This is a genomic window from Komagataeibacter oboediens, from assembly GCF_018491655.1.
Lineage (GTDB): Bacteria > Pseudomonadota > Alphaproteobacteria > Acetobacterales > Acetobacteraceae > Komagataeibacter > Komagataeibacter oboediens.
The window spans coordinates 41,873-65,373 of record NZ_JABLUU010000002.1 but is presented as its reverse complement, the minus strand read 5'-3'; the positions used below and the strand labels follow the sequence as shown (position 1 = coordinate 65,373).

General features: G+C 65.6%; 18 protein-coding genes and 1 tRNA gene. 12 read left to right on the top strand and 7 right to left on the bottom strand.

The annotated features are described in order from the left end of the window. The first annotated feature begins 37 nt into the window (after window positions 1-37). From xseA to HNO79_RS02210, 4 genes are all read left to right on the top strand, one after another. Window positions 38-1,498 carry an exodeoxyribonuclease VII large subunit gene (gene xseA, locus HNO79_RS02225; RefSeq protein ID WP_214165377.1) on the top strand — a complete coding sequence of 487 codons (1,461 nt, stop codon included), beginning with the start codon at window positions 38-40 and terminating at the stop codon, window positions 1,496-1,498. Between the two features lie 47 nt (window positions 1,499-1,545). Beyond that, window positions 1,546-1,896 carry a BA14K family protein gene (locus HNO79_RS02220; RefSeq protein ID WP_048855495.1) on the top strand — a complete coding sequence of 117 codons (351 nt, stop codon included), beginning with the start codon at window positions 1,546-1,548 and terminating at the stop codon, window positions 1,894-1,896. Between the two features lie 157 nt (window positions 1,897-2,053). Then, a complete protein-coding gene (locus tag HNO79_RS02215; RefSeq protein WP_042658828.1) occupies window positions 2,054-2,461 on the top strand; it encodes a hypothetical protein in 408 nt (135 codons plus the stop codon). Window positions 2,462-2,586: 125 nt separating this feature from the next. After that, entirely contained in the window at window positions 2,587-3,306 is a 720-nt protein-coding gene (locus HNO79_RS02210) for an OmpH family outer membrane protein (RefSeq protein ID WP_010514179.1), read from the top strand. A 62-nt stretch (window positions 3,307-3,368) separates the two neighbouring features. On the opposite strand, the gene ybaK is transcribed toward HNO79_RS02210, so the two are convergent. From ybaK to metH, 6 genes are all read right to left on the bottom strand, one after another. After that, on the bottom strand, window positions 3,369-3,842 hold the full coding sequence (gene ybaK, locus HNO79_RS02205; protein WP_010514178.1) for a Cys-tRNA(Pro) deacylase: 474 nt from the start codon (window positions 3,840-3,842) through the stop codon (window positions 3,369-3,371). Between the two features lie 161 nt (window positions 3,843-4,003). Continuing rightward, window positions 4,004-4,735: an SDR family NAD(P)-dependent oxidoreductase gene (locus tag HNO79_RS02200; protein ID WP_214165376.1), complete on the bottom strand. Its 732-nt coding sequence runs from the start codon at window positions 4,733-4,735 to the stop codon at window positions 4,004-4,006. Next, window positions 4,732-6,246: an amidophosphoribosyltransferase gene (gene purF / locus HNO79_RS02195; RefSeq protein ID WP_214165375.1), complete on the bottom strand. Its 1,515-nt coding sequence runs from the start codon at window positions 6,244-6,246 to the stop codon at window positions 4,732-4,734. The genes HNO79_RS02200 and purF overlap by 4 nt, the downstream gene beginning before the upstream one ends. A 51-nt stretch (window positions 6,247-6,297) precedes the next feature. Further along, window positions 6,298-6,822, bottom strand: a complete 525-nt coding sequence (locus HNO79_RS02190) for a CvpA family protein (RefSeq protein ID WP_010514174.1) — start codon at window positions 6,820-6,822, stop codon at window positions 6,298-6,300. Between the two features lie 164 nt (window positions 6,823-6,986). Beyond that, window positions 6,987-7,400, bottom strand: a complete 414-nt coding sequence (locus HNO79_RS02185; RefSeq protein WP_048855498.1) for a phosphoribosyl-ATP pyrophosphatase — start codon at window positions 7,398-7,400, stop codon at window positions 6,987-6,989. 66 nt (window positions 7,401-7,466) lie between these two features. After that, window positions 7,467-10,976 (bottom strand): methionine synthase, encoded by a 3,510-nt coding sequence (gene metH / locus HNO79_RS02180; protein WP_214165374.1) that lies wholly within the window; start codon window positions 10,974-10,976, stop codon window positions 7,467-7,469. Window positions 10,977-11,159: 183 nt separating this feature from the next. Here metH and HNO79_RS02175 point away from each other — a divergent pair, with 183 nt between their 5' ends. From HNO79_RS02175 to HNO79_RS02145, 7 genes are all read left to right on the top strand, one after another. Continuing rightward, on the top strand, window positions 11,160-11,546 hold the full coding sequence (locus tag HNO79_RS02175; protein ID WP_214165373.1) for a hypothetical protein: 387 nt from the start codon (window positions 11,160-11,162) through the stop codon (window positions 11,544-11,546). 87 nt (window positions 11,547-11,633) lie between these two features. Then, the gene (locus HNO79_RS02170; RefSeq protein ID WP_214165372.1) at window positions 11,634-13,883 is read left to right on the top strand and encodes a peptidase domain-containing ABC transporter; all 2,250 of its coding nucleotides are present in this window, start codon (window positions 11,634-11,636) and stop codon (window positions 13,881-13,883) included. Further along, window positions 13,880-15,325 (top strand): HlyD family type I secretion periplasmic adaptor subunit, encoded by a 1,446-nt coding sequence (locus HNO79_RS02165; protein WP_214165371.1) that lies wholly within the window; start codon window positions 13,880-13,882, stop codon window positions 15,323-15,325. Before HNO79_RS02170 ends, HNO79_RS02165 begins: the two co-directional genes overlap by 4 nt. Then, a complete protein-coding gene (locus HNO79_RS02160; protein WP_244987397.1) occupies window positions 15,315-17,105 on the top strand; it encodes a tetratricopeptide repeat protein in 1,791 nt (596 codons plus the stop codon). Before HNO79_RS02165 ends, HNO79_RS02160 begins: the two co-directional genes overlap by 11 nt. Beyond that, complete coding sequence (locus HNO79_RS02155) at window positions 17,092-20,067, top strand: glycosyltransferase (protein WP_214165369.1); 2,976 nt, start codon at window positions 17,092-17,094, stop codon at window positions 20,065-20,067. Before HNO79_RS02160 ends, HNO79_RS02155 begins: the two co-directional genes overlap by 14 nt. A 61-nt stretch (window positions 20,068-20,128) precedes the next feature. Continuing rightward, entirely contained in the window at window positions 20,129-21,220 is a 1,092-nt protein-coding gene (locus HNO79_RS02150) for a hypothetical protein (RefSeq protein ID WP_214165368.1), read from the top strand. A gap of 31 nt (window positions 21,221-21,251) precedes the next feature. Then, complete coding sequence (locus HNO79_RS02145) at window positions 21,252-22,505, top strand: glycosyltransferase family 4 protein (RefSeq protein ID WP_214165367.1); 1,254 nt, start codon at window positions 21,252-21,254, stop codon at window positions 22,503-22,505. A 40-nt stretch (window positions 22,506-22,545) separates the two neighbouring features. Here the strand turns inward: HNO79_RS02145 and ppa are convergent, their stop codons facing one another. Beyond that, window positions 22,546-23,073 (bottom strand): inorganic diphosphatase, encoded by a 528-nt coding sequence (gene ppa / locus HNO79_RS02140; RefSeq protein ID WP_010514165.1) that lies wholly within the window; start codon window positions 23,071-23,073, stop codon window positions 22,546-22,548. A gap of 261 nt (window positions 23,074-23,334) precedes the next feature. Between ppa and HNO79_RS02135 the strand changes: the two genes are divergently transcribed. After that, window positions 23,335-23,408, top strand: a tRNA-Ile gene (locus HNO79_RS02135). Window positions 23,409-23,501 lie beyond the last annotated feature (93 nt).

Below are 23,501 nucleotides of genomic sequence, written 5' to 3'. Positions count from 1 at the left end.
CCTTTCGGGGTGGCCGTCTCTATCATACCTTGCGCGAATGGATGAACAGTTTCCCGACTCCGGTCGCACCATGGGCGGCAATACCCCGGAATTTTCGGTTGCCGAGATTTCAGGGGCCATCCGCCGGGTGCTTGAAGGCACATTTGGCCGCATTCGCGTGCGTGGCGAAATCACGGAATTCAAGCGCTATCCGTCCGGTCACCTGTATTTCTCACTCAAGGATGAAGGGGGCAAGCTGTCCTCCGTCGTATGGCGGGGCACGGTGTCCCGGCTGGGGCTGAAACCCGAAAACGGTGTTGAAGTCATCGCCATGGGCAAGATTTCATCCTACGGCGAACGATCTTCCTACCAGATGGTGATCGACCGGCTGGAATATGCGGGCGAAGGCGCGCTGCTGGCCCGGATTGAGCGCCTGCGTCTGCGCCTTGCGGCGGACGGCCTGTTCGATGCGGAGCGCAAGCGGCCATTGCCCTTCCTGCCGCGCGTGATCGGGGTGGTCACGTCGGCGCAGGGGGCGGTGCTGCATGACATCCGCACCACCATTGCCCGCCGGTTCCCCCATCCGGTCCTCGTCTGGCCGGTGCCGGTGCAGGGGGAGGGCGCGGCCGAACGGATTGCACAGGCGGTTGCGGGATTCGATGCGATTGAAGGCCATGGTGGCGTGCCGCGCCCCGATGTGCTGATTGTCGCGCGCGGTGGCGGATCGCTTGAGGACCTGATGGCCTTCAATGATGAAGCCGTGCTGCGCGCGGTGGCGGCATGCCGCATTCCGGTGATTTCCGCCGTGGGGCATGAAACGGATACGACACTGATCGATTTCGTGTCCGACCGCCGGGCACCCACGCCCACGGCGGCGGCTGAAATGGCTGTACCTGTACGGGCCGAGCTGGAGGCGGGCCTCGCGCAGCGTGACGCACGCCTGCGTGGTGGCCTTGAGCGTACGCTGCAGCTGGCGCGCGCGCGGCTGGACCGGGCGGCGGCGGGGCTGCCTGACCTGCCCGCCGTGGTTGAAAATGCCCGGCGGCGGCTGGATGATCGCGCCTACCGGCTGGATCTGGCACTGCCGACCCGTATGGAGCAGTTACGCAGTCGCCTGCGCAACGCATCCGACCGGCTGCCCGCCCCGCAGATGGTCCTTGCCCTGCGCCGTGCGGATCTTGCACGCATTGACGCGGCTAGCCAGCAGGCCATGGCAGGTTTCCTGCACCGCCGGGTGTCCACGCTGCGCGGCCTGCGCGTGCCGCCCGCCATTCTGGTGTCACAGCTGCGCGCCAGCACCAGCCGCCTTGCCGGGGCGGGGGGACAGCTGGATTCGCTGTCCCCGCAGGCCGTGCTGGAACGCGGCTATGTGCTGGTGACCGACAGGGCGGGCCGGCCTCTGGCGCATGCGGCACAGGCCCGGCGGGCGACACAGGTGACCATGACCTTCGCCGATGGCAAGGTTGCGGCCCGTCCCCTAAGATCGGGGGAAACGGAACAGGGGCATTTGGATCTGTAATGCATATACACGCACGTAACAGGACACTTTCGCCGTGGTTGTGCGCTATGGGCGCGGTCGTGCTGCTGGCGGGATGCGCGGGACACGGTGCGCCCCGGACCGCGTCGCGCCCCGCCGTGGCTCCGGCGTCGTCGGGGCGTATCCCCCCGCAGGATTTCGCTCCCGGCCTGACGGGGGAGGAAGGTGCGCCACCACAGGGTGTCGTCCTGACAAATGATCCCTCCGCGCCAGCGGATACGCCCCTGTGTGGCCATGCCGCGCGGGAGGCGAATGCCATAGGGGCCGCCGTTCACCCCGATATCACCCCCACCGCCAGCAGCTGCGCCGCCAATGCGTGTTTCGATGCGCAGACCGGCACCTATATCGCCGCTGACGGCAGCCGCCGGGTCTGCCGCTAGCGGCCCGGCCGCATATGCTGCATGGGTCATATGCCGCGCGTGGGCAGGCGGAAACCATATTCCGATTGACTTGGTCCGGATGGATGGTTGACCCTCACCTTCCATGAGCCTTCCCCCTTCATCCGGCAGCATAGGTGACCCGCAGGCTACGGTACACATGTTCCCCCTCAAGCGCATGCTGTCGCTGCGCGAGGCCGCGGAATATGTCGGTATCACGCTGCTGCGGCTGCGTAGCCTGCGTCTTGTGAACGCAGGCCCCCACGCCGCCATGCGCAGCAAGAACGGGGTGATGTTCCGGATCGAGGATCTGGACGATTATGTGGACGGCCTGTACCGCCGGGCCAACATTTCCCATACCGAACAGGCACGACACCGTAATGAATGGCGCGGCAGACTGGCCGCCCTGCCGGAAGAGGCACGGGGCGGCATATCCGATTCCTTCATGCAGATTGTCACCCGTGACGAACTGTTGGAAAAAGGGGCCAACCGGGGGTTCCGTGTCCTGTTCCTTGGCGGGCTGTGCCTGATTTTCCTGTCCCATACGCCGCTGATCTGGCGGCTGTAGGGTGATGCGGCGGGCATTTCGGTGAAAATGCGTTTTTTTGCCTGTGCGGGTATGTTCTTTCGACATACGATCCGCTACGCAGAAACCACGATAGCGGAACAATAATGGATCGGATAATGACAGGTATGCGCAGCAGCACTATGGCCCGGACCGGATACGCGCGGCTGTGTGGCGCACTTTGTGGGGCGGCACTTGCCCTGACCCCTGTCCTTGCCATGGCGCAGGACGCTGGTGGCGGTCAGCAGCAGGCACCCATACTGCCCATGCCGCCCGTGCCTGAATTCAAGCCGCTGCCCGCGGGCACGAAGCCTGCCGCGCCTGTCATCGGCATTTTCAACACCCAGCAGATCATGGCGCAGTCCACCGCCGTGCAGAAACTGCAGACCGAACTGGGCGCCCGCCGCGAGGCGCTGGTGCGCGACGTGCGCGCCGAGGATGCGCAGCTTCAGGCCGTGCGCCAGTCCATCATCAAGGCAGGCAAGGCACCCACGCCGGAACAGCAGCAGGAGCTGCAGAAGCGCGTGAACGCCGACCGCACCAAGTTTGGCAACCGTAACCGGATTCTGGAAGAAGACGCGCAGGTTGCCCTGAACCAGGTGCAGCGTGAAATGCAGCAGATCGTCAGCGCCATCGCCTCCGCGCGCGGCATGACCATGGTGCTGCAGGCTGGCACCGCCGCCCTGCATGACAACAGCCTGGATATCAGCGATCAGGTCGTGACCTACCTCAATCAGGCGCTGCCGTCGGTGTACCTGCCCGGTCCCACGGAAGACCCTGAGGAAATCGCCAAGAGCGGCAAATACCCGGTCATGCCGTTCCAGCCCTCTGATGGTGGTGGAGAATAATCACCCACGCATGAACCCGTCCCGCAACAGGCCCCTGCATATGCAGGGGTGAGCGGACCGGATCAGGCCAGCAGGTCGGCTGTAATCGCGTCTGTCGCCGCCACGGCGTCGGCAGGCGACAGCCGGACCAGATAGCCACGTTTTCCCCCGTTTATGACCACATAAGGCTGTGCCAGCGCGTCCTGCGCCAGTGCTGTCGGCACGCGCCGACGCTGCCCGAACGGGCTGATCCCGCCCACGCGGAAACCCGTGCTGCGTTCGGCGGTGGGCGGTGGCATCATTTCGGCTGACTTGCCGCCAAAGGCTGCAGCGACTTTCTTCATGCTCAGCGTCGCCGCGACCGGCACCACGACACAGGCCGGGCGTGCGTCCACCATGACCATCAGTGTCTTGAACACGCGTGCGGGATCTTCCCCGATCGATGCGGCGGCATGGTTGCCAGTCTGTCCCGCGCCAGGATCATAGTCATATTCAATGACGGTGAAGGCCACGCCAGCTTTTTCCAGTGCCGCCGTGGCGGGTGTTGCCCTGCTCATGCTTCCCTTCTTTATCCTGAAGACCGTTTCAGAAGACGTTACTGGTCATAAAGAATAAAATTTTTTGGTGAAGCTTTTTTCAAAAAGCTCCGCGATCGCCACCTTCTGTGAAAAAAGATGGCACTCAAAAACGTTTATTATATTTATCTGGAGACAATCTTTTACGTTTCCACATCGAAATGTATGCAGCCCCCCTGCGGCTGGGGACCGGGCAGGCACAGGCTGACAATCCGGGGTGCGATGGCTTCGGGCAGCGTCAGGCTTTTCTGGTCCAGCGCGGGCATGGCCAGCCGACGCAGCCGGGTCGCGACCATGCCGGGTTCAAACAGGTTGATGCGCAGCGGGCTGCCCTGTGGCAGTTCACGTACCCATGTCCGTACAATGGCGTCCTGTGCTGCGCGCGTTGCTGCCACCAGTCCCCAGAACGGCTCCGGCACCTGCGCATGGTGGTCGGTCAGAAAGACGGCGCGTCCGGCCGGGCTGTGCTCCAGCAGGGGACCCAGCGTGCGGATCAGCCGCCACGTGGTCAGGGGACCGGCCTGCAGCCCCCGTTCCCAGTCTCCGGGCTGCATGTGGGAGAGGGGAGAAAGCAGGCCGAGTTCCCCTGCGCAATGGACCACGCAGTCCAGCCTGCCGATCCGGGCCGCAATGGACGGGCCCAGCGTGTCCAGCTTTTCCCCGTCCAGCAGGTCAAGTGGCAGTAGGGTAGCGTTCTGCCCGGTGTGCTGGCGGATCAGGTCATCCGTGTGTTCCAGCCCACCCTGCGCGCGCGCGGTCAGGATGCACTGCGCACCCGCCTGCGCCAGCGCCACGGCGACCGCGCGCCCGATCCCCCGGCTGGCGCCGGTAATCAGGGCGACCCGTCCGGTCAGATCGGTCACGGAACCCGTCATGCAGGTTCGGGGTGGTGTTCGGCCTCGTAATCCACCAGTTCAATCGGATAGTCGCCGGTAAAGCAGGCATCGCAGTAGCGGTTGGCCGCGCTCTTGCGGTCCTTGTAGCCCAGCGCGCGGTACAGCCCGTCAAAGGAAATGAAGGCAAGGCTGTCCACGCCGATCAGCTTGGCCATTTCCTCGATATTGTGCTGGGCGGCAAGAAGCTGGCTGCGTTCGGGCGTATCGATGCCATAGAAACATGAATGTGTGGTCGGCGGGGAGGAAATGCGCATATGCACTTCCCTGGCGCCTGCCGCGCGGACCATGTCCACGATCTTGCGCGATGTGGTGCCGCGCACGATGGAGTCATCGACCAGCACCACGCGCTTGCCATCCAGCACGGGGCGGTTGGTGGAATGTTTCATCTTCACGCCCAGATTGCGGATCTGGTCAGTCGGCTCGATAAAGGTCCGGCCCACATAATGGTTGCGGATGATGCCCAGTTCGAACGGGATGCCGCTTTCGGCTGCGAACCCCATGGCCGACGGCACGCCGGAATCGGGCACTGGCACGATCACGTCTGCGTCCACTGCGCTTTCGCGGGCCAGTTCCACGCCAATCTGCTTGCGGGTGTCATAGACGGCCTTGCCATCCATGACGGAATCGGGCCGGGCGAAATAGATGTATTCGAACACGCAGAAGCGCGACTGCTTGCTGTCGAACGGCTTGAGGGAACGGATGCCATCATCATTGATGATCACGATTTCGCCCGGTTCCACGTCGCGCACGAACTCCGCGCCGACAATGTCCAGCGCACAGGTCTCACTGGCCAGAACCCATTTGCCGTCCGAGCCATCTTCTTCGCGCAGGCGACCAAGGATAAGCGGACGCACGCCCAGCGGGTCGCGTACGCCAATCAGTTCATTGCGTGACAGCACGATCAGGGAATACGCGCCCAGCACCTGCTTGAGCGCGTCAATCAGCCGGTCCACCACGTTGGAATACAGCGATATGGCGATCAGGTGGATGAATACCTCGCTGTCCGTGGTGGACTGGAAGATGCATCCCCGTCGCACCAGTGCCTTGCGCAGGGTTTCGGCATTGGTCAGGTTGCCGTTATGGGCCACCGCCAGGCCACCGAATTCAAAATCGGCAAACAGCGGCTGCACGTTACGGATCAGTGTGGCCCCGGTTGTGGCGTACCGGTTGTGGCCCACGGCGCAGTGCCCCGGCAGTGTCGCCATGACGCGGGCATCGCCAAACACGTCGCCAACCAGCCCAAGTCCCTTGTGAGTATGGAAGCGTTCGCCATCATAGGACACGATGCCGGAGGCTTCCTGCCCGCGATGCTGCAGGGCATGCAGCCCCAGCGCCGTCAGGGCGGCGGCATCCTTGGTGTTCCATACGCCAAAAACCCCGCATTCTTCATGCGGCTTGTCATCATCATGCCGCCACTGGGCGGCGATATCATCGCGTTCGTGCTGTGTTGTCGGATTGCCGGAAACAGCATGGAAGCAGGGACGGGACATGGTCAGCGATCTTTCCTTGACGGACGGGGGCGGAGGGTACCGACAGAAGGTTCAGATGGGCGCGTCATGCCGCGTCCCGGCGGGTTGCGCAAGGTGCGCATGAAAGTTATCGGGCGTATAGGCGTTCAGGTACGTCATGCTGTCGCCAACAAGGGGAACGATACGGCTCGATCGCATGACATCGGGCCATTCGGCTGCGGGAACAAGGGCGGTAATGCCCGCATATAGCAGCACCAGACAGACATACCCGCGCGCCAGCCCGAATATCAGGCCCAGCGCACGGTCGATTCCCGACAGGATCGATCCCTGCACCGCCCGACCCGACAGATGGGCAGTCGTGGTGAAAATGACAAGAAGGACAAGGAACAGGACGGCGAAGGACGCAAGGGACGCCAGCGTGTGATTGCTGATCCACTGCGTGGCATAAGGCATGAGCGCCCCGTACCATGCCACGGCCATGATGATGGCCATGACCCAGGCGGCAAGCCCCAGGACTTCGCGTGAAAAGCCGCGGACTGCACCGACCAGAGCCGACAGGGCGACAATGGCGATGCCTGTTGCGTCAATCCAGTTCATGCGTGCCGGACCGGGGGATGACCCGCCGGCAGGTAACAGGCATGGACCTGGTCCATATATCAAGACATTTCCTGCTGTTCCGCCTGTGGCCAGCTTATGCCACCGGCATGCCGCAACGCATAGGCCAAAAATGGCCCCGCGCGATTCCCGGCCCGCGCGGGCGATCAGGGCAGCTTGGTGGTGCGGATCTTCCATGGCCGCCGGCGCGCGGCGGTGGAGACGGACGTGCGTTCGGCCATATTCAGCGCCAGCAGCAGGTTGCCCATGCGGGTACGGCGGTCAAGTTCGATCCATACATCCTCGGGCTCGACCCCTTCCGCGGCCCAGATTTCCAGCAGGTGGGCCAGTACATCGGCGCTGTGTTCGACAAGGCCCGCGTGATCGAGTGTCATGAGGTCCATCACGCACTGTTCGGCTGAACAGGTGAAGGCGCGGCCTGCCTCACGCGTGACGCGGGTATTGCGGGGCCTGTCATCGGGGGTGCGGGCCGCATCCAGACGCGCCTGCAGCCGGCCAAGCGCATGGTCGGCGACGGGCCGGTCTGGTGGCGGGGCGGACGGGGTGCGGGAACGGGACATCGGGCGATGATGGACATTATTCCGCCCACCGGTCAACAAGTCCCGCCGGATGGCCCCAATGCGTTTTCAGATCGAGAAATACTTCGCCTGCGGGTTGAAAATGACCAGCGCGGAGGTCGACTGCTCTGGGTGAAGCTGGAAACCATCGGTCAGCGAGACGCCGATCTTTTCCGCATCCAGCAGTTTCAGGATCGGCTCCTGCTCCTCCAGCCGGGGACAGGCGGGATAGCCGAAGGAATAGCGCGACCCGCGATACCCCTGCTGCAGCAGTTTCGCCATGTCACGGTCGTCCTCGGCGGCGAAGCCCATCTCGGCGCGGATGCGCTTGTGGGTGTATTCCGCCATGGCTTCCGCCATCTCCACCGACAGGCCATGCAGGTACAGATAATCCTTGTAACGGTCCGCCTCGAACCATTCACGTGCCCTGTCCGATGCGTCCTGCCCCACGGTCACGACCTGCAGGCCGATCACGTCGCGCTGCCTGTCGTCAATGTCGCGCACGAAATCGGCAATGCAGGCCCCGTCCGCGCGTGGCTGGCGGGGTAGCGTGAAGCGGGCGACCTCGGTCATGCCGTCCTCGCCAAACATCACCAGGTCATTGCCTTCGCCCGCCGCCTTCCAGTAGCCGTAGCTGGCCTTGGGGTGCAGGATGTCCTGCTCCGCGCACAGGGCCAGCATGTGGCGCAGCACAGGACGCAGTTCCTTGCGCGCCCAGACCATGAAATCTTCCAGTGAGCGGCCCTGCTTACGGAAGCCCCACTGGAACTGGTACAGCGAACGTTCATTGAGGAACGGCAGCACCGCCTCCGGTGTCGCCTCCAGCACGCGCGGGCCCCAGAAGGGCGGGGTCAGCACGGGTTCATCCGCCGTCAGTCGTTCGCGCCGCGCACGGGCCGCCGCCATGTCCACCGGACCGAAGCCACGGGTTTCGGCGGCTTCGATATCCTGCGTGCGGTTGGTGCGCGTGGCCTTGCCCGCGCGACGGGACTGGATGGCGGCAAGGTAGGTGTCGAATTCACCCTGCGCCACCTTGTCCATAAGCGACAGGCCATCGAACGCGTCACGCGCATAGGCCACGCGTCCGCCTTCGCCATAGGCGGCGGTGCAGTCCTCTTCCACATAATTGCGGGTCAGCGCGGCACCACCCAGCATGACCGGCACGTCAACGCCCTGCCGGTTCATTTCCTCCAGATTTTCGCGCATGATGACGGTGGACTTGACCAGCAGGCCCGACATGCCGATGGCATCGGCCTTGTGCTCACGTGCTGCCGCGATCATGTCGGCCACTGGCACCTTGATGCCAAGGTTGATGACCCGGTAGCCGTTATTGGTCAGAATGATGTCGACAAGGTTCTTGCCGATGTCATGCACGTCACCCTTGACCGTGGCCAGCACCATGGTGCCGCGGGTCTGGCCCTCGGTGCGTTCCATGTGGGGTTCAAGCCAGGCCACGGCCGCTTTCATGGTCTCGGCTGACTGCAGCACGAAGGGCAGCTGCATCTTGCCCGCGCCAAACAGTTCGCCCACCACCTTCATGCCATCAAGCAGCACGGTATTGATGATGTCGAGCGGCGCCATGTCCTGCATGGCCTCGTTGAGGTCTTCCTCCAGACCCTTGCGGTCGCCATCGACAATGCGGTCCTTCAGGCGTTCGGGCGCGGTTTCGGCCCGGGCCTTCTTCACCGCGTCGGCGGCCTTGCGGTCGGCAAAGATTTCCAGCATGCGCTGCAGCGGGTCGTAGCCTTCGCTTCGGCGGTCAAAGATCAGGTCCTCGGCAATCTTGACCTCTTCCTTCGCGATCAGGTGCAGCGGACGGATTTTCGACACATGCACGATCGCCGCCGTCATGCCCGCGCGCACCGCGTGGTCAAGGAACACGGAATTCAGCACCGCGCGCGCCGCAGGGTTCAACCCGAACGAGATGTTGGACAGCCCCAGCACGATCTGGATATCGGGGAAGCGTTCGCGGATCAGGCGGATGCCCTCCAGCGTCCATTCACCCAGCTTGCGGTCATCTTCCGTGCCGGTGCCGATGGTGAATGTCAGCGGGTCGATCATCAGGTCGGATTGCGGCAGGCCATGCTTTTCACATGCGAATTCGACCAGCCGTGTTGCGATGCGCAGCTTGTCTTCCGCCGTCTTGGCCATGCCCACTTCATCAATGGTCAGGGCGATGACGGATGCGCCGAACTTGCGTGCCAGCAGCATGCGTTCGTTGGCGATCGCCTCCCCATCCTCGAAATTGATGGAGTTGATGATCGGCTTGCCGCCATGCAGCTTCAGCGCGGCCTCGATCACCGGTGTTTCGGTGGAATCAATGACCAGCGGCGCGTTGACCGAGGAGGTGAAGCGGGTGACGACCGCGTTCATTTCGCGCATTTCGTCACGGCCGACGAAGGCGGTGCAGATATCCAGCGCGTTCGAGCCTTCGGCCACCTGTTCGCGGCCTAGGGCCACGCAGCCGTCCCAGTCGCCCGCTTCCTGCAACTGCCGCCATTTTTTCGATCCGTTGGCGTTGCAGCGCTCACCAATCGAGAAATAGCTGTTTTCCTGCCGCAGCGGCACCTGCGAATACAGGCTGGCGACCGACGGAATCCATACCGGTTTGCGCGGCACGGGGGCAGGACGGATGCGGCCGGTGCCCTCGGCGCGCTTTCGCAGCATCTGGTCGAGTGCCTGCGTATGCGGTGTGGACGTGCCGCAGCACCCGCCGATCAGGTTCAGCCCGTCTTCGGTAATGAAGCGGTCGACCCAGCTTGCCATTTCGGCGGGCGTCAGCGGGTAATGTGTCGTGCCATTGACCAGTTCGGGCAGGCCCGCATTGGGCTGGACCGAAATCAGGCCGGGCCAGTTTTCGGACAGCCAGCGCACATGTTCCGCCATTTCCTGCGGTCCGGTGGCGCAGTTCAGGCCCATCAGCGGCACATCCAGCGCATTGATGACCGTGGCGGCTGCCGCAATGTCGGGACCGACCAGCAGCGTGCCGGTGGTTTCCACCGTGACCTGCACGAAAATGGGGGTATCCACGCCCATTTCGGCGCGCGCGATCTTGGCGCCATTGACGGCGGCCTTGATCTGCAGCGTGTCCTGGCAGGTCTCGATCAGGAAGCAGTCCACGCCCCCTTCGATCAGGCCCCGGCACTGTTCGGTCAGGCCCGCTTCCAGCGTGTCGTAATCGATATTGCCCAGCGAGGGCAGCTTGGTCCCCGGTCCGATGGAGCCGACAACATAGCGGTGGCGGCCATCGGCAAAGGTCTCGGCGGCTTCACGCGCCAGGTGGGCTGCGGTGCGGTTGATTTCGCGCGCGCGGTCCGCCAGCCCGAATTCGGCCAGCGTGATGGGCGAGCCGCCAAAGCTGTTGGTTTCCACCATGTCGGCCCCGGCTTCGAAATACCCGCGATGGATTTCGCGCACCAGCTCGGGACGGGACAGGTTCAGGATTTCGGTGCAGTTTTCCTGCCCCCAGTAATCGCGCTCGACCTCAAGGTCCAGAAGCTGTACGCGCGAGCCCATGCCGCCATCACACAGAAGGACCTGGTCGCGAAGGGCATCGAGAAGATGGGGACGAGTGGTCATTGTTATCCTGAGGTCTCATGGCAGGGGACATGGCGCGGGAAGATTTTCCGGCCTGGTATCCGGCGCTGCCTTGCATAAAGTTATGTCCGGTGCCCTTTATTTCCTTAACTTTCGGCTGGTGTCCAGAACCATTGCCTCAAACGGGGACTGTTCACGGGCCTGTATGGATGAATGGAGAACACCATGAGCGGTGACGGGCGCATCGCGCTGGAATTCATGAACGGTCCCGCAGCCATTCCGCCGCGTTCCGATACGCTGCTGGTTGTGGGTGATGGTGACATGCCGCCGCAGCCCGCCGCATGGGCGGCAGTTGTCACGGTGGATCAGGCCGCCATCTCCCCGTTTGCGCACGCGGCGGGGTGCGCGTGCTGCACGGGACGCGGGGGCGGGCTGGCCGCCGTGCTGGGGGATGTGTTCCGCAGGCGCGCCACGGGTGCCCTGAAATGGTTCGACCGCGTGGCCGTGCTGCCGCCACGGGGGCACGAAGCGGCCTGGCGTGCCGCGCTGTCCGCGGATGTCCTGGTCAGCGCGCGCTTTGCCGTGCGGCCCCCGCGCACGGGGGCGGCCTGAAAAACGGTCCCGTTAAGGAACCCTTTGCTTTCTGCCCCTAGGTTTGGGCGCGTGAACGGACAGAGCGCGTAAAGCAGAAGGGGTGCCGTGGGCCATCCAGACCAATCAGCGGACCCGACCGGCAGCGGACAGGCGGATACACGCCACGCACCGGAACTGATCCGCCTGCAGGCCGTGCTGCGCGCGGCCCGCTTTCACGGCATTGACCTTGACGTGCGTGATTTCGCGGACGAAGCGGGCCAGACCGTGCCCTCCATCCCCGCCCTTGCGCGGTGGGTGGAGGAAAATGGCGGCACCGCGCAGGGCATGCGCCTGCAATGGCGCGACCTTGTGCGCCTGCGTGACGTGCCGCCGGTCGCGCTGATGTTTGCCGACGGGTCGGCCGGCCTCATGGTGGGCGCGGATGACACCAATGGCGTGATCTGGCTGGTTGACCCCTTCGCCAGTCCCGACACCCCGCCCGTGGCGGTGGATGAACTGCGGCTGGAGGGCGTGTGGACCGGTGACGTGCTGCTGGTGCGCGGCCGGCACGATGGCGGGCGGAAGGAAGACGCGGTCAATTTCGCATGGCTGCGGCGCATGGTGCTGGGCGAACGGGTGCTGCTGCGTGACGTGGTCATCGCCTCCATGGTCATAAGCGTGCTGGCGATCTTCCCGCCACTGATCGTCATGCAGGTCATTGACCGGGTGGTGAACTTCCATTCCATGTCCACGCTGGTGTCCCTGACGGGACTGGTGGGCGTGATGGCGTTCTACGAAGTCCTGCTGTCCTATGCCCGGCGCGAGATCACGCTGGTCATGACCACGCGGCTGGATACGCGTATCTCGCTGGCGGTGTTCGACCGCCTGCTGGCCCTGCCGCTGGAATTCTTCGAGCGTGAGCAGGCGGGCAACGTGATCGGCCGCGTCAGCGCGATCTACAAGGTGCGGCAGTTCATGACCGGGCGGCTGCTGGGCACGTTCCTGGATATGTTCACCCTGCTGGTCGTGCTGCCGTTCCTGTTCTGGCTCAGCACGACGCTTGCCTGCCTGACGGTGGTTGCCGCGGCCCTGATCGGCGGGATCATCCTGCTGGCCATGCCGACGGTGGGGCGGCTGGTCGGGCGGCAGATCCGCGCGGAAATGGAGCGCAGCGGCGCACTGTATGAAACGGTGGCCGGTATCCGCACCGTCAAGACGCTGGCGCTGGAACCGGTGCGGCGCGAGGTGTGGGATGAAAAGACCGCTGACGTGGTCAGCGCGTCCCTTGATGCCGGACGCATGAGCAACTGGGTCGCGACGGCGGTCATGCCGCTCGACCTGTTCATCAATCGGGGCATCATCCTGATCGGGGCCTATCTGGCCATTACCTCCACCACCTCGGGCATGGAGGCAGGCGCCCTCATGGCGTTCATGATGCTGGGTGGCCGGGTTGCTTCCCCGCTGGTGGGCATGGCGCGGCTGATCGATGACCTGAACGAGGTGCGCAGCGCGCTGGCGGAAGCGGGGTCCGTCCTCAACCGTCCGACCGAGACGCGTGCGCTGACCACCGGGCTGCGGCCGCCCGTCCATGGCGCGCTGTCGTTTTCGGGTGTGTCCTTCACCTATCCCGGCGCGTCCACCCCCGCCCTGTCGGACGTGACGTTCAGCGTGCCTGCGGGCACCATGCTGGGGCTGGTCGGGCGCAGCGGGTCGGGCAAGTCCACCATCACGCGCCTGCTGCAGGGCGTCAGCCGCAGCTATACCGGGCAACTGCGGCTGGATGGCATCGAACTGCGTGAAATCAACCTGACCTATCTGCGCCGGTCATGCGGGGTGGTGCTGCAGGACAACTTCCTGTTTCGCGGCACCATCCGCGACAACATCATCGCAGGCCGTCCCGGCCTGACGCTGGAAGACGTGGTGCGGGCCGCGCGTCTGGCAGGGGCGGAAGAATTCATCGAACGCATGCCCGCCGGGTTCGATACATGGATCGAGGAAGGGTCCACCAACATATCCGGCGGCCAGCGCCAGCGCCTTGCCATCGCGCGCGCCGTGATTTCGGACCCCAGGCTCATGATCCTTGATGAGGCGACCTCCGCCCTCGACCCGGAAAGCGAGGCGGTGGTCAACGCCAACCTGCGCCACCTTGCGCGCGGGCGGACCATGGTGATTGTCTCGCACCGCCTTGCCTCGCTGGTGGCGTGTCATCAGATCTGCGTCATGGACCACGGGCATGTGGTCGATATCGGTCCGCATGAGGATCTTCTGGCGCGGTGCGACATCTACCGCACCTTGTGGACACAGCAGAACCAGCCCGCCGGTGGCAATGACGGGGGGCCGCCCTCCGTCTCCCACATGCATGGAGATGTGGCATGAGCGGCCATGACCTTGTGCCTTCCACGCCCGATGAAGGGAATGATGCCGGGCTTCTGTCGGTCCTGCCGCCGCCTGCGGCGGATATTCCCACCGGCCTGCCGCCCGCGCTGCTGACGTTCTATTCCCCCAGCGCGGCGCTGGTGGACCTGCCGCCGTCGGACGCGGCGCGTTATGTCATCTGGCTGGTCGCGGCGCTGGCCGGGGCGGGGCTGATGGTCATGACGTTCTTTCCGCTGGACCGGGTGGTCAGCGTGAATGGCCGCCTGACCCCGTTTGACGACACGATGGTGCTGCAGCCACTCGAAACCTCCATCATCCGCACGGTGGAAGTGCATGAGGGCGATACCGTCCGCAAGGGACAGGTGCTGGCCCGGCTGGACCCCACGGTGACGGATGCGGATGTCACCAACCTGCGCCGCCAGGTCGCAGCCTACCGGGCGGAGGTCGCCCGCCGCACGGCAGAGGCCGAGGGCCGTCCCTACACGGCGGACATGAACGATCCCGCATCCGTGCAGGAAGCCGCCGCCTATCTGCGCCGGCAGGCGGAATACACGGCCCAGATGTCGAATTACGACCGGCAGGTGGCGGGACTGGAAAGCGAACTGCAGGGATACGAGGCCAGTGCCGCCATGTATGCCGCCCGCGCCCGTGTCGCGCGCGACGTGCAGGACATGCGCGTGCGCCTGCAGCATGAACAGGTGGGCAGCCGCCTGTCCACGCTGGCGGCGCAGGATACGCTTATGGAGGTGACGCGCTCGCAGGTATCCGCCCGGCATGCGGCCGACAGCACCCGCGCCCGTCTTGATGCGATGAAGGCCCAGCGCGACGGGTACGCCAGCAACTGGCACGCCACGGTGTATCAGGACCTTGCCCTTGCGCAGCACCATCTGGCGGATGCCGATGGCAGCTACAGCAAGGCGGTGCTGCACCATGACCTGATCGTCATGCGCGCCGACCGCGACGCGGTGGTGCTGAGTATCGCTCATCTGTCTGCGGGTTCGGTCATCCAGGCCGCGACCCCGCTGCTGACGCTGGTGCCGACGGGCAGCCATCTGGACGTGGAGGCCACGCTGCGTGGCGTGGACGCGGGCTATGTGCGCACAGGCGATCATGCGCTGCTGAAATTCGCGGCCTTTCCCTATACCCAGTACGGCGGGGGCGAGGCGACGGTGCGCGTCATCAGCCCCGATGCGTTTTCCACGTCTGCCGCGAAGCCCGGCGCCAGCGCCGAACAGGGCACCGATGTGGGCGACATGATGAATGCCTATTACCGGGTGCGCCTGTCGATCGACCGGTACACCCTGCATGGCGTGCCGTCCTTTTTCCGCCCCCAGCCGGGCATGCCGGTCGAGGCGGATATCCATGTCGGACGGCGGACCATGATGCAGTACCTGCTCAACCGCCTGCTGCCCGCCGTGACCGACGGCATGCGTGAACCCTGATCCGGTAGTGCGTACGTTCCTGTCCGGCCTGCTGGGGACGGTGTCCCCCACGGCCCGTTTCCGCCATGCGTGCCGCCTGCTGGAACACGAAGGGCGCTCGGCGCAGGGGTTTGCCCTGCTGGGCCGCCTTGCGCGCGGCGGCATGGTGGCGGCGCAATATCAGGTGGCGCGGGCCTATCTTGACGGCAACGGCGTCCCGCGCAGCCCTGTCGAGGGCGTGCACTGGATGTACATGGCCGCCCGCGCGGGTCATGTCGAAGGCTGCTTTTCCCTTGCGCTGATGCTGCTGGTTGACCCGCCGGACCACAGGGGGGCCGATGGCCTGCTGCCCGTGGCGCTGCCCGAGGGCATCGACCGGTGGCCTGATCCGGTGGCGGCTACGCAATGGGCACGGCGCGCGGCGGAAGGTGGCCTGCCTGATGCGCAGGCCCTGTATGGTTACCTGCTGGCCACCGGGCCGCAACCCGTACGTGACCCGCAGGCCGCACGGATGTGGTGCGAACGCGCGGCACGGGCCGGCTGTCCGCAGGGGGATCTGGGGCTGGCGGTGACCCATCTTTCGGCCCCGGACCAGTTGCCCGGTACGGATCCCGACGCGGTGGCCGCCCTGATACGCGCGGCGGATAGCGGATTGCCCACCGCGCAGTACATGCTGGGCCTGCTGCATGAACGGGGCTGGGGCCTGCCAGCGGACAGGGCGCAGGCCGAACGGTGGTATGCCCGCGCCGCAGCCCAGGGCGTGCGCCCCGCGCAGGCGCGGTATGGCGCGTTGCTGCTGGAGGACGGATCGGACAGGCCACGCAACGTCATGACGGCCGAGACATGGCTGCGTCGCGCGGGTCTGGCAGGGGATCGGGAGGCGGCTGCCCTGCTGGGTGACCTGCATGCGCGCGGCGAGGCGGCCCTGCCCGGCGACCATGAAGCCGTGATGTGGTACCGTCGCGCGGCGGACCGGGACCATGCGGTGGCGTGTCGCATGCTGGCGCTGCTGTACCGGCATGGACGCGGGGTTGCTGCTGATGCCGGACAGGCCCGGCACTGGCTGAAACGGGCGGCGGAACTGGGTGATGTCGCGGCCATGACGGACCTTGCCGCAGCGCTGGTGGCGCAGGGGCAGGATGCACGGTCAACCCCGGATACGCCGCTGCCGGATTTTATGCCCGCGGCACAGGCGGGGGACCCGGTCGCGGCCTTCAATCTTGCGGTCAGCCTGCATGACGGGGTGGGCATGGTGGCCGATCCGGTGCAGGCGGCATCATGGATGAGGCGTGCCGCCCGCGCGGGCGTGGTCAATGCCGAATACTGGTACGGGCGCATGCTGCTGGAAGGGGACGGAGTGCCGATGGATGTGGCACACGCCCGTCACTGGCTGGAACGCGCCGCCGGGCATGGGCTGGCTGATGCCTGCGTGGTTGCGGCGCAGCTTCGGCTGGAAGGGAAGGGCGGTCCCCGTGATCATGCGGGCGCACTGGCGCTGTACCAGCACGCCGCCCATATGGGCCGGGCCGAGGCCATGTTTTCCCTTGGGGCCCTGTATGGCGGGGGCCACGACCTGCCGCCTGACCGGGCACTGGCGCTGCACTGGTTCATGCGCGGCGCGGAGGCGGGCAATGCCCTGTCGCAGTTCATGCTGGGCCGGTATCTGGCGAAGGGACTGGCGGGGCCGGTGGACCGTGTCCGGGCGCGGTACTGGCTGGAACAGGCTGTGGCGCATGGCGTACGTGGCGCGCGTGATGAACTGGACCACATGACCCGTGCGGATGAACATGCCGGGCCATGACATGGACGGGACGGCGGGGCCGGATGCGGATGTCGGGGGGGCCGTGCGCCATGCGCGCCATCTGGCCGGGCGGGGGCAGCATGGGATGGCGCTGGCGTGGATGGAACGTGCGGCCCGGCTGGCGCCAGGGGATATGGGCGTGCTGTACGCGCTGGCCGCTGCCCGTCTGGGCGCGGGGCATGGGAACAGTGCGGCCCGTGCGATCGAGACGGTCATGGAGCAGGGGGAATTCCGGGCCGGACTGCGCCTGCTGGTCCTTGCCCGTTGTGTGGAGCGTGCATGGCCACAGGCCGCGCGGGCGCTTGGGCGGTTTTTCACCCGTTATGGCTTTGACCCCGCATTGCGTGTTCCGGCGGGACTGGTCTGCAAGTATATGGCGTTGCGTGGCTGGTGCGCGCTGGACCCCGGTGGTGTGCTGCACTGGGGCGGCCTGCCTGCGGGCTGCGCGCCAGACGTGATACTGGACGGACAGGCATGGATTCCCCGGCAGCATGACGGGCAGCGCGTGCATCTGCCCCGGTACTGGCGGCAGGCCCATGAGATTGTGGTGCAGTATGACGGCACGCCCCTGCTGGGTGCGCGGCCGGACCGGCAGGCCCTGTGCCATGTGACCGGTGCCGTCATGCTGGATGCGCAGGGCATGACGGGCTGGGCCTTCATGCCGGCGCAGCCGGACCATCCACCTGAACTGTCCGTATCCGATGATGCCCATGGCAGGCGTGCCCCCGTCCTGTCGCGTCAGTGGGGGGCGGGATGGGAAAACGGTGCCGGTCCCACCATGCCGGTATGGGGGTTTGGCATGGCATGGTCCGACCTGGCGTTGCACGGCACGGTGCATATCGCCATGCCCGGTGGGCGACAACTGATCGGTTCCCCCCTGCCGGTGCGTCTGCCACGGGCGCGACAGGTGTTCCCCACCATGCGGCGGCGGGTGCGGACCCCCGACCATATTCCCCGGCGGGCGGTACGCTGCCGGGTAGTTGTTCCGGTTTATGCGGACCGGACGCGCACGCTGGCCTGTCTTGACAGCGTGACCGAGACACTGGCACGGCGGCCCGATGCTCCGGCAGTGGAGATCATGGTGGTGGATGACGCAACACCGGATCCCACGCTGGCCACCGCGCTGGACACGCTGGCGGCGGCAGGCAGGATCAGCCTGCGGCGGCATGACGCCAATCAGGGCTATCCGGCGGCGGTCAATACCGGCCTGTCCGATGCGGATGGCATGGATGTCGTGCTGCTGAACAGCGACACGCTGGTCGCCCCCGGCTGGCTGGATGAAATGCTGCGCGTGGCTTATGCGCGGATTGATACGGGGACGGTTTCCCCCTTGTCCAATGATGCGTCCATCCTGACATGGCCCGACCCGGATCCGGTACTGCCCCGATCGTGCGATATGGATGAAGTCCGCCAGCTTATGGCGGCCAGCCTGCGGGCCAATGGCGGGCAGGATGTGGAAATTCCCACTGCCCACGGCTTCTGCATGCTGATCCGCCATGACTGCCTGCGCCAGACGGGCCCGTTCCGCTCCGAACTGTATGGCCGGGGGTATGGGGAGGAAAATGATTTTTCCATGCGTGCCCGGCTGGCCGGGTGGCGACACCGGGCGGCGGCTGGTGTGTTCGTGGGACATGTGGGGGGCGTGTCCTTCGGCGCGCAGCGCAGGGCGTTGCAGCAACGCAATCTGTGGATACTGAACCGGCTGTTTCCCGGTTATGATGCATTGGTGCAGGCGCATGTCGCGGCCGACCCTCTGGCGGCGGCACGCCAGCGGCTGTCGCTTCTGGTGTGGCAGCGTGCCGCGCGCCAGACGGCGGGTGATGGCGCGGTGCTGCTGGTGACCCATGACGGGGCAGGCGGCGTCGCCCGCGTGGTGGCCGGGCGTGCGCTGCAATGGGCGGAAACGGGCCGGTTCCCGCTTGTGCTGGAACCGGCTGCGGATGGGTTCATGCTGCGTGACGGCAGGGCGGGGGGCACATGTCCGGTCGTGCGGTTTGCATGGCCGGAGCAGGCGGATGACCTGACTGGCCTGCTGCGTGCGTTCGGGCTGCGACTGATCGAGGTGCATCACCATCTGGGGCACGGCACGCGGGTGCGTGAACTGTGTGCGTTGCTGGACGTGCCTTATGACCGGCATGTGCATGATTATGCCGGGATCTGCCCGCGCATTACGCTGGTGGGACCGGCCGGGCGATATTGCGGGGAACCGGACATGGCGGGATGCCGGGCCTGTGTCCAGGTACTTGGTTCGCTGGTGGGGGAAGTGGATGTGGCCCGCCTGCGGCGCGACACGGCCCGTGAACTGGCGGGTGCGCGGCGTGTGGTCGTGCCGTCGGCGGATGTGGCCCGCAGGCTGATGCGCCACGTTCCGGATGTTTCATGTGAAATATCAGTGCTGGAAAATGACAGTCCGGACCTGTCCCTGCAGCAGTTCGCGGCAGGTTGTGCGGACCGGCCCGCCCCCGGCCTGCCGCCCCGGACCGGACGATGCCGGGTTGTGGTGGCGGGCGGGATCGGGCCGGACAAGGGACACGGGATCTTGCTGGCGGCGGCACGGGATGCACGTGCGCGCGACCTTGCGCTGGAATTCATTGTGGTGGGGCATACATCCGATGACGCGCCCCTGCTGGACACCGGACGCGTCTTCATTACCGGTCCCTATGACGGGGAAGACGCCGTGTCCCTGCTGCGTGGTGCGCGGGGGGATGTGGGGTTCGTGCCCTCCGTCTGTCCCGAGACATGGTGCTTTACCCTGACCCAGTTATGGCGCGCGGGGCTGCGCTGCGTGGCGTTCGACCTTGGCGCGGTGTCTGAGCGTATCCGGACGACGGGGCGTGGGACGTGCGTGCCACCGGGGCTGCCCGTTCACCAATTGAATACGTTTTTGCTGTCTTATGCCCGGGCCGGGCACCCCGTCACGGCTCAGTCCATTCATGATGTAAGCGAAAGAGGTCCGTCTTGATCGTTATTGCCCCAGCCCATATGCGCGCGATGTTGTGCCGTCCTGTGGCGGGACGTTGGTGATGGAGGCCGCACGCGCCGTCCCGCAGGCGGGAGATGTGCAGGCCAGCGCACAGCTTATGCGGCTGGAGGCCGGAACGTACTGCATTTTCCACGCCGCCGTCCCGGCGGGTGCGGGGTTCGCCCCACTGTCGGGCATGCGCGTGACCGTGCCGCCCGGCATGGATGTGGTGCAGGTCAGCACGTTTGACGCGGATGGCTGGATGGGTGCGAAAGGGGGCGCGGCCCTCGTGCGCATGCCCGATGGCGGTGGGGCGGTACTGGTCACCACCTATCGCGACCCGGCGCGTGACGGGGCGGCCCTGCCGGGGTTGCAGGTGGTCAGGCTGTCCGGGCCATCGGTGGCTGCCGCCGCTGCGGCCGTACCATCATCCGCGCAGGCGGCGGCAGGGGATACTAGGGCAGGTGGCATGATCGCCCATATTCAGGGACGTGGTGATGTCAGCGCGGCACTCGGGACGTGGATGGGCAAAAGGGGCGGTCGGCAGTGGATGGAAGGGTTCGCCATCCAGCCTGCCCCCGGTCTTGCGGCGGGGGATATGGAATATCAGGCCATTCTGGGCGCGGACTGGTTTTCGCCCTGGGTGGATGGTGGCGCCTATTGTGGCAGCCGGGGCATGGCGCTGCCGCTGCTGGGCCTGCGGGTGCGACTGAAAGGGGAGGCCGCGCGGCAGTTCGTCTGTCGGATCGAGGCCAGCTTTACCGACGGCACCCACCTTGGCCCGCTGGAGGATGCGCCGGTCATGGCGTCCACGCAGGCGCCACTCGAGGCCTTCCGTATCGAAATCCTGCCCCGTCAGGCGGCGACATTATCCGACCCGGCCCTGGAAGATACGGCCGGGAAGGCTGGGCCTGCCACCATGCCCCCCGCTGACCAGCCGGCACGTCCCGTCCCCCGCGTGCGGCGGAGCAGGCGTGTCGTGCCCCCGCGCGTGGCGGCCGAACCGCCCGCCCGGTCGGGTGCCGAAGAGGATAAACCCGTGCCGTGGTGGCATCGCAGGCCCGAAAAGCCGGTTGCGGCCCCCCTCGATCCATCCACGCGGGGGCGAAGCCGCAGGACGGGCCGCAGGACGCGCACCGTGGCGCAGTCGTGACCATCGGGGGGAAAGGCCGGGACGGCAGGATATGAAATACCTGTTCGTGCACCAGAATTTTCCTGGCCAGTTCGTGCACCTCCTGCGCGACCTGCAGGCGCGCGGCGGGAACGAGATCGTTTTCATAAGTGAAACGGGCCGGATGCAGATACCCGGCGTGCGGCGGGTATCCTATCGCCTGCCGCCGCCTGCGCGGGTTGATGCCTCCGCCCCGGTGGCGGAACTGGCCCGCGCCATGCAGCGCGCGGCGGAGGTGGCGCGCGCGGCCCGCACCCTGCGGGGGCTGGGCTATGTGCCCGATATCATCATCGGTCATCACGGCTGGGGTGAGATGCTGGAACTTGCCGATGTCTATCCTGACGTGCCGATGCTGGGATATTACGAATTCTTCTATCACCCCACCGGGCTGGATGTCGGCTTTGACCCGGAATTCGCCCCGGCGTCCGGCGTCGCTCCGCTGGTGCGGGCACGCAATACGCTGAACCTGCTGGCCCTTGCCGGGTCGGGCTGGGGACATTCGCCGACCCGTTTCCAGCGCGACACCTATCCCGACTGGGCGCGCACGCGCATTACCCTTCTGCCCGAAGGGGTGGATCTGGATCGATGCGCCCCCGACCCGCAGGCTGGCATGCGCCCCTTCGTGCTGGGGGACATCCATGTGGCGGCAGGCGAAAAACTGGTGACCTACATTGCCCGCGATCTGGAGCCATATCGCGGGTTCCACGTCTTCATGCGCGCACTGCCGCATATCCTGCGCGCGCGCGGCGATGTGCGGGTGATCGTGGTGGGGGGCGATGGCGTCAGCTATGGCAGTCGTGCGCCGGATGGCCGGACATGGCGGCAGCACATGCTGGCGGAACTGGGGGGCACGCTGGATACGGAGCGCGTCCATTTTGCCGGCAGGGTCGGGTATGGTGATTTCTGCCGCCTGCTGCAACGTTCTGACGTGCATGTCTATCTGACATACCCGTTCGTGGTGTCATGGTCGCTGCGGGAAGCGATGGCCAGTGGCTGCGCCATCGTGGGCAGCCGGACGCCCCCGGTTGCGGAATTCCTGCATGATGGCAGGACAGCGCGGCTGGTGCCATTCCTTGACCCCCGGCGCATTGCCGACGGCGTGGTGGAACTGCTGGAAGACGGGCGGCTGGCGCGCAGGTTGCGGGCCAGTGTCCGTGCGCAGGCGGAACGCACGCTGGACATGCACGCCTACATGGCGCGCTATCATCGGCTGATCGGCCAGCTTGTCGCGGGCGCATGCCCGGACAGGCTGACCGGTGCCGCGTGACCGCCGGGCCGACGTGGCCCGGCAGCCGTCAGGGAACGGCTTACTTGCCCGCCACTGCCTTGACGGATTCAAGGATGGCTTCGCCAGCGGCCTTCTTGTCGGCCCAGCCGGAAACCTTGACCCACTTGCCCTTTTCCAGGTCCTTGTAGCGGGTGAAAAAGTGCTCGATTTCCTTCAGCACGATCTCGGGCAGGTCTTCCAGCTTCTCCACCTTGGAGTAGTAGGGATGCACCTTGTCATGCGGGACGCAGATGATCTTTTCATCCTGCCCGCTTTCGTCTTCCATCTTCAGCATGCCGATGGGACGCGCGCGCACCACGACGCCCGGTACCACGGCGGCCGGCATCAGCACCAGCGCATCGGTCGGGTCGCCATCAGCGGCCAGCGTGTTGGGAATGAAGCCGTAGGCTGCGGGATAGACCATGGGCGTGAACAGGATGCGGTCCACGACCAGCGCACCGCTGTCCTTGTCGATTTCGTATTTCACGCCGGACCCCTGCGGGATCTCGATCACGACGTTGATGTCGTTCGGTACGTCCTTGCCGGGTGAAATCTTTGATACGTCCATTGCTGTTCAGGCCTCCTGCTGCCTGTTGGTGCGTTAGGGCCGCCCCATTGCGCGGCGGCATGAATTAACGGGGGATGACGGTATATCTCCCACCGTTTCCTGTGCAAGTCATGTTGTGTGGCAGACGTCCCGGCCATGAGCCAGATCATGAAGTTGTTTTTTTTATGGCGTGGTTGCCGCGGGAGTGGAAAAAATTACGTGGAAAAAGGCACGTTGATCTTGCCAAATCCCTCCACATGCGCGAGATCAGGGACTGCCTGCGCGCCCGTAGCTCAATTGGTTAGAGCGGGCCGCTCATAACGGCTTGGTTGCGGGTTCAAGTCCTGCCGGGCGCAGGCTTTTCCATTGCCTGCAGCACTGCGCAACCGGCCGCGCGCCTGTCCGCGCCGGGCAGGTGACCTGCCGTTTTTTCTTTCAGTTATCAGGAG

Excerpts from the sequence above, each read along its gene's own strand:
- xseA (WP_214165377.1), top strand. The coding sequence starts at position 38 with ATGGATGAACAGTTTCCCGACTCCGGTCGCACCATGGGCGGCAATACC.
- HNO79_RS02220 (WP_048855495.1), top strand. The coding sequence starts at position 1,546 with ATGGGCGCGGTCGTGCTGCTGGCGGGATGCGCGGGACACGGTGCGCCC.
- HNO79_RS02215 (WP_042658828.1), top strand. The coding sequence starts at position 2,054 with ATGTTCCCCCTCAAGCGCATGCTGTCGCTGCGCGAGGCCGCGGAATAT.
- HNO79_RS02210 (WP_010514179.1), top strand. The coding sequence starts at position 2,587 with ATGCGCAGCAGCACTATGGCCCGGACCGGATACGCGCGGCTGTGTGGC.
- ybaK (WP_010514178.1), bottom strand. The coding sequence starts at position 3,842 with ATGAGCAGGGCAACACCCGCCACGGCGGCACTGGAAAAAGCTGGCGTG.
- HNO79_RS02200 (WP_214165376.1), bottom strand. The coding sequence starts at position 4,735 with ATGACGGGTTCCGTGACCGATCTGACCGGACGGGTCGCCCTGATTACC.
- purF (WP_214165375.1), bottom strand. The coding sequence starts at position 6,246 with ATGTCCCGTCCCTGCTTCCATGCTGTTTCCGGCAATCCGACAACACAG.
- HNO79_RS02190 (WP_010514174.1), bottom strand. The coding sequence starts at position 6,822 with ATGAACTGGATTGACGCAACAGGCATCGCCATTGTCGCCCTGTCGGCT.
- HNO79_RS02185 (WP_048855498.1), bottom strand. The coding sequence starts at position 7,400 with ATGTCCCGTTCCCGCACCCCGTCCGCCCCGCCACCAGACCGGCCCGTC.
- metH (WP_214165374.1), bottom strand. The coding sequence starts at position 10,976 with ATGACCACTCGTCCCCATCTTCTCGATGCCCTTCGCGACCAGGTCCTT.
- HNO79_RS02175 (WP_214165373.1), top strand. The coding sequence starts at position 11,160 with ATGAGCGGTGACGGGCGCATCGCGCTGGAATTCATGAACGGTCCCGCA.
- HNO79_RS02165 (WP_214165371.1), top strand. The coding sequence starts at position 13,880 with ATGAGCGGCCATGACCTTGTGCCTTCCACGCCCGATGAAGGGAATGAT.
- HNO79_RS02155 (WP_214165369.1), top strand. The coding sequence starts at position 17,092 with ATGCCGGGCCATGACATGGACGGGACGGCGGGGCCGGATGCGGATGTC.
- HNO79_RS02150 (WP_214165368.1), top strand. The coding sequence starts at position 20,129 with ATGGAGGCCGCACGCGCCGTCCCGCAGGCGGGAGATGTGCAGGCCAGC.
- HNO79_RS02145 (WP_214165367.1), top strand. The coding sequence starts at position 21,252 with ATGAAATACCTGTTCGTGCACCAGAATTTTCCTGGCCAGTTCGTGCAC.
- ppa (WP_010514165.1), bottom strand. The coding sequence starts at position 23,073 with ATGGACGTATCAAAGATTTCACCCGGCAAGGACGTACCGAACGACATC.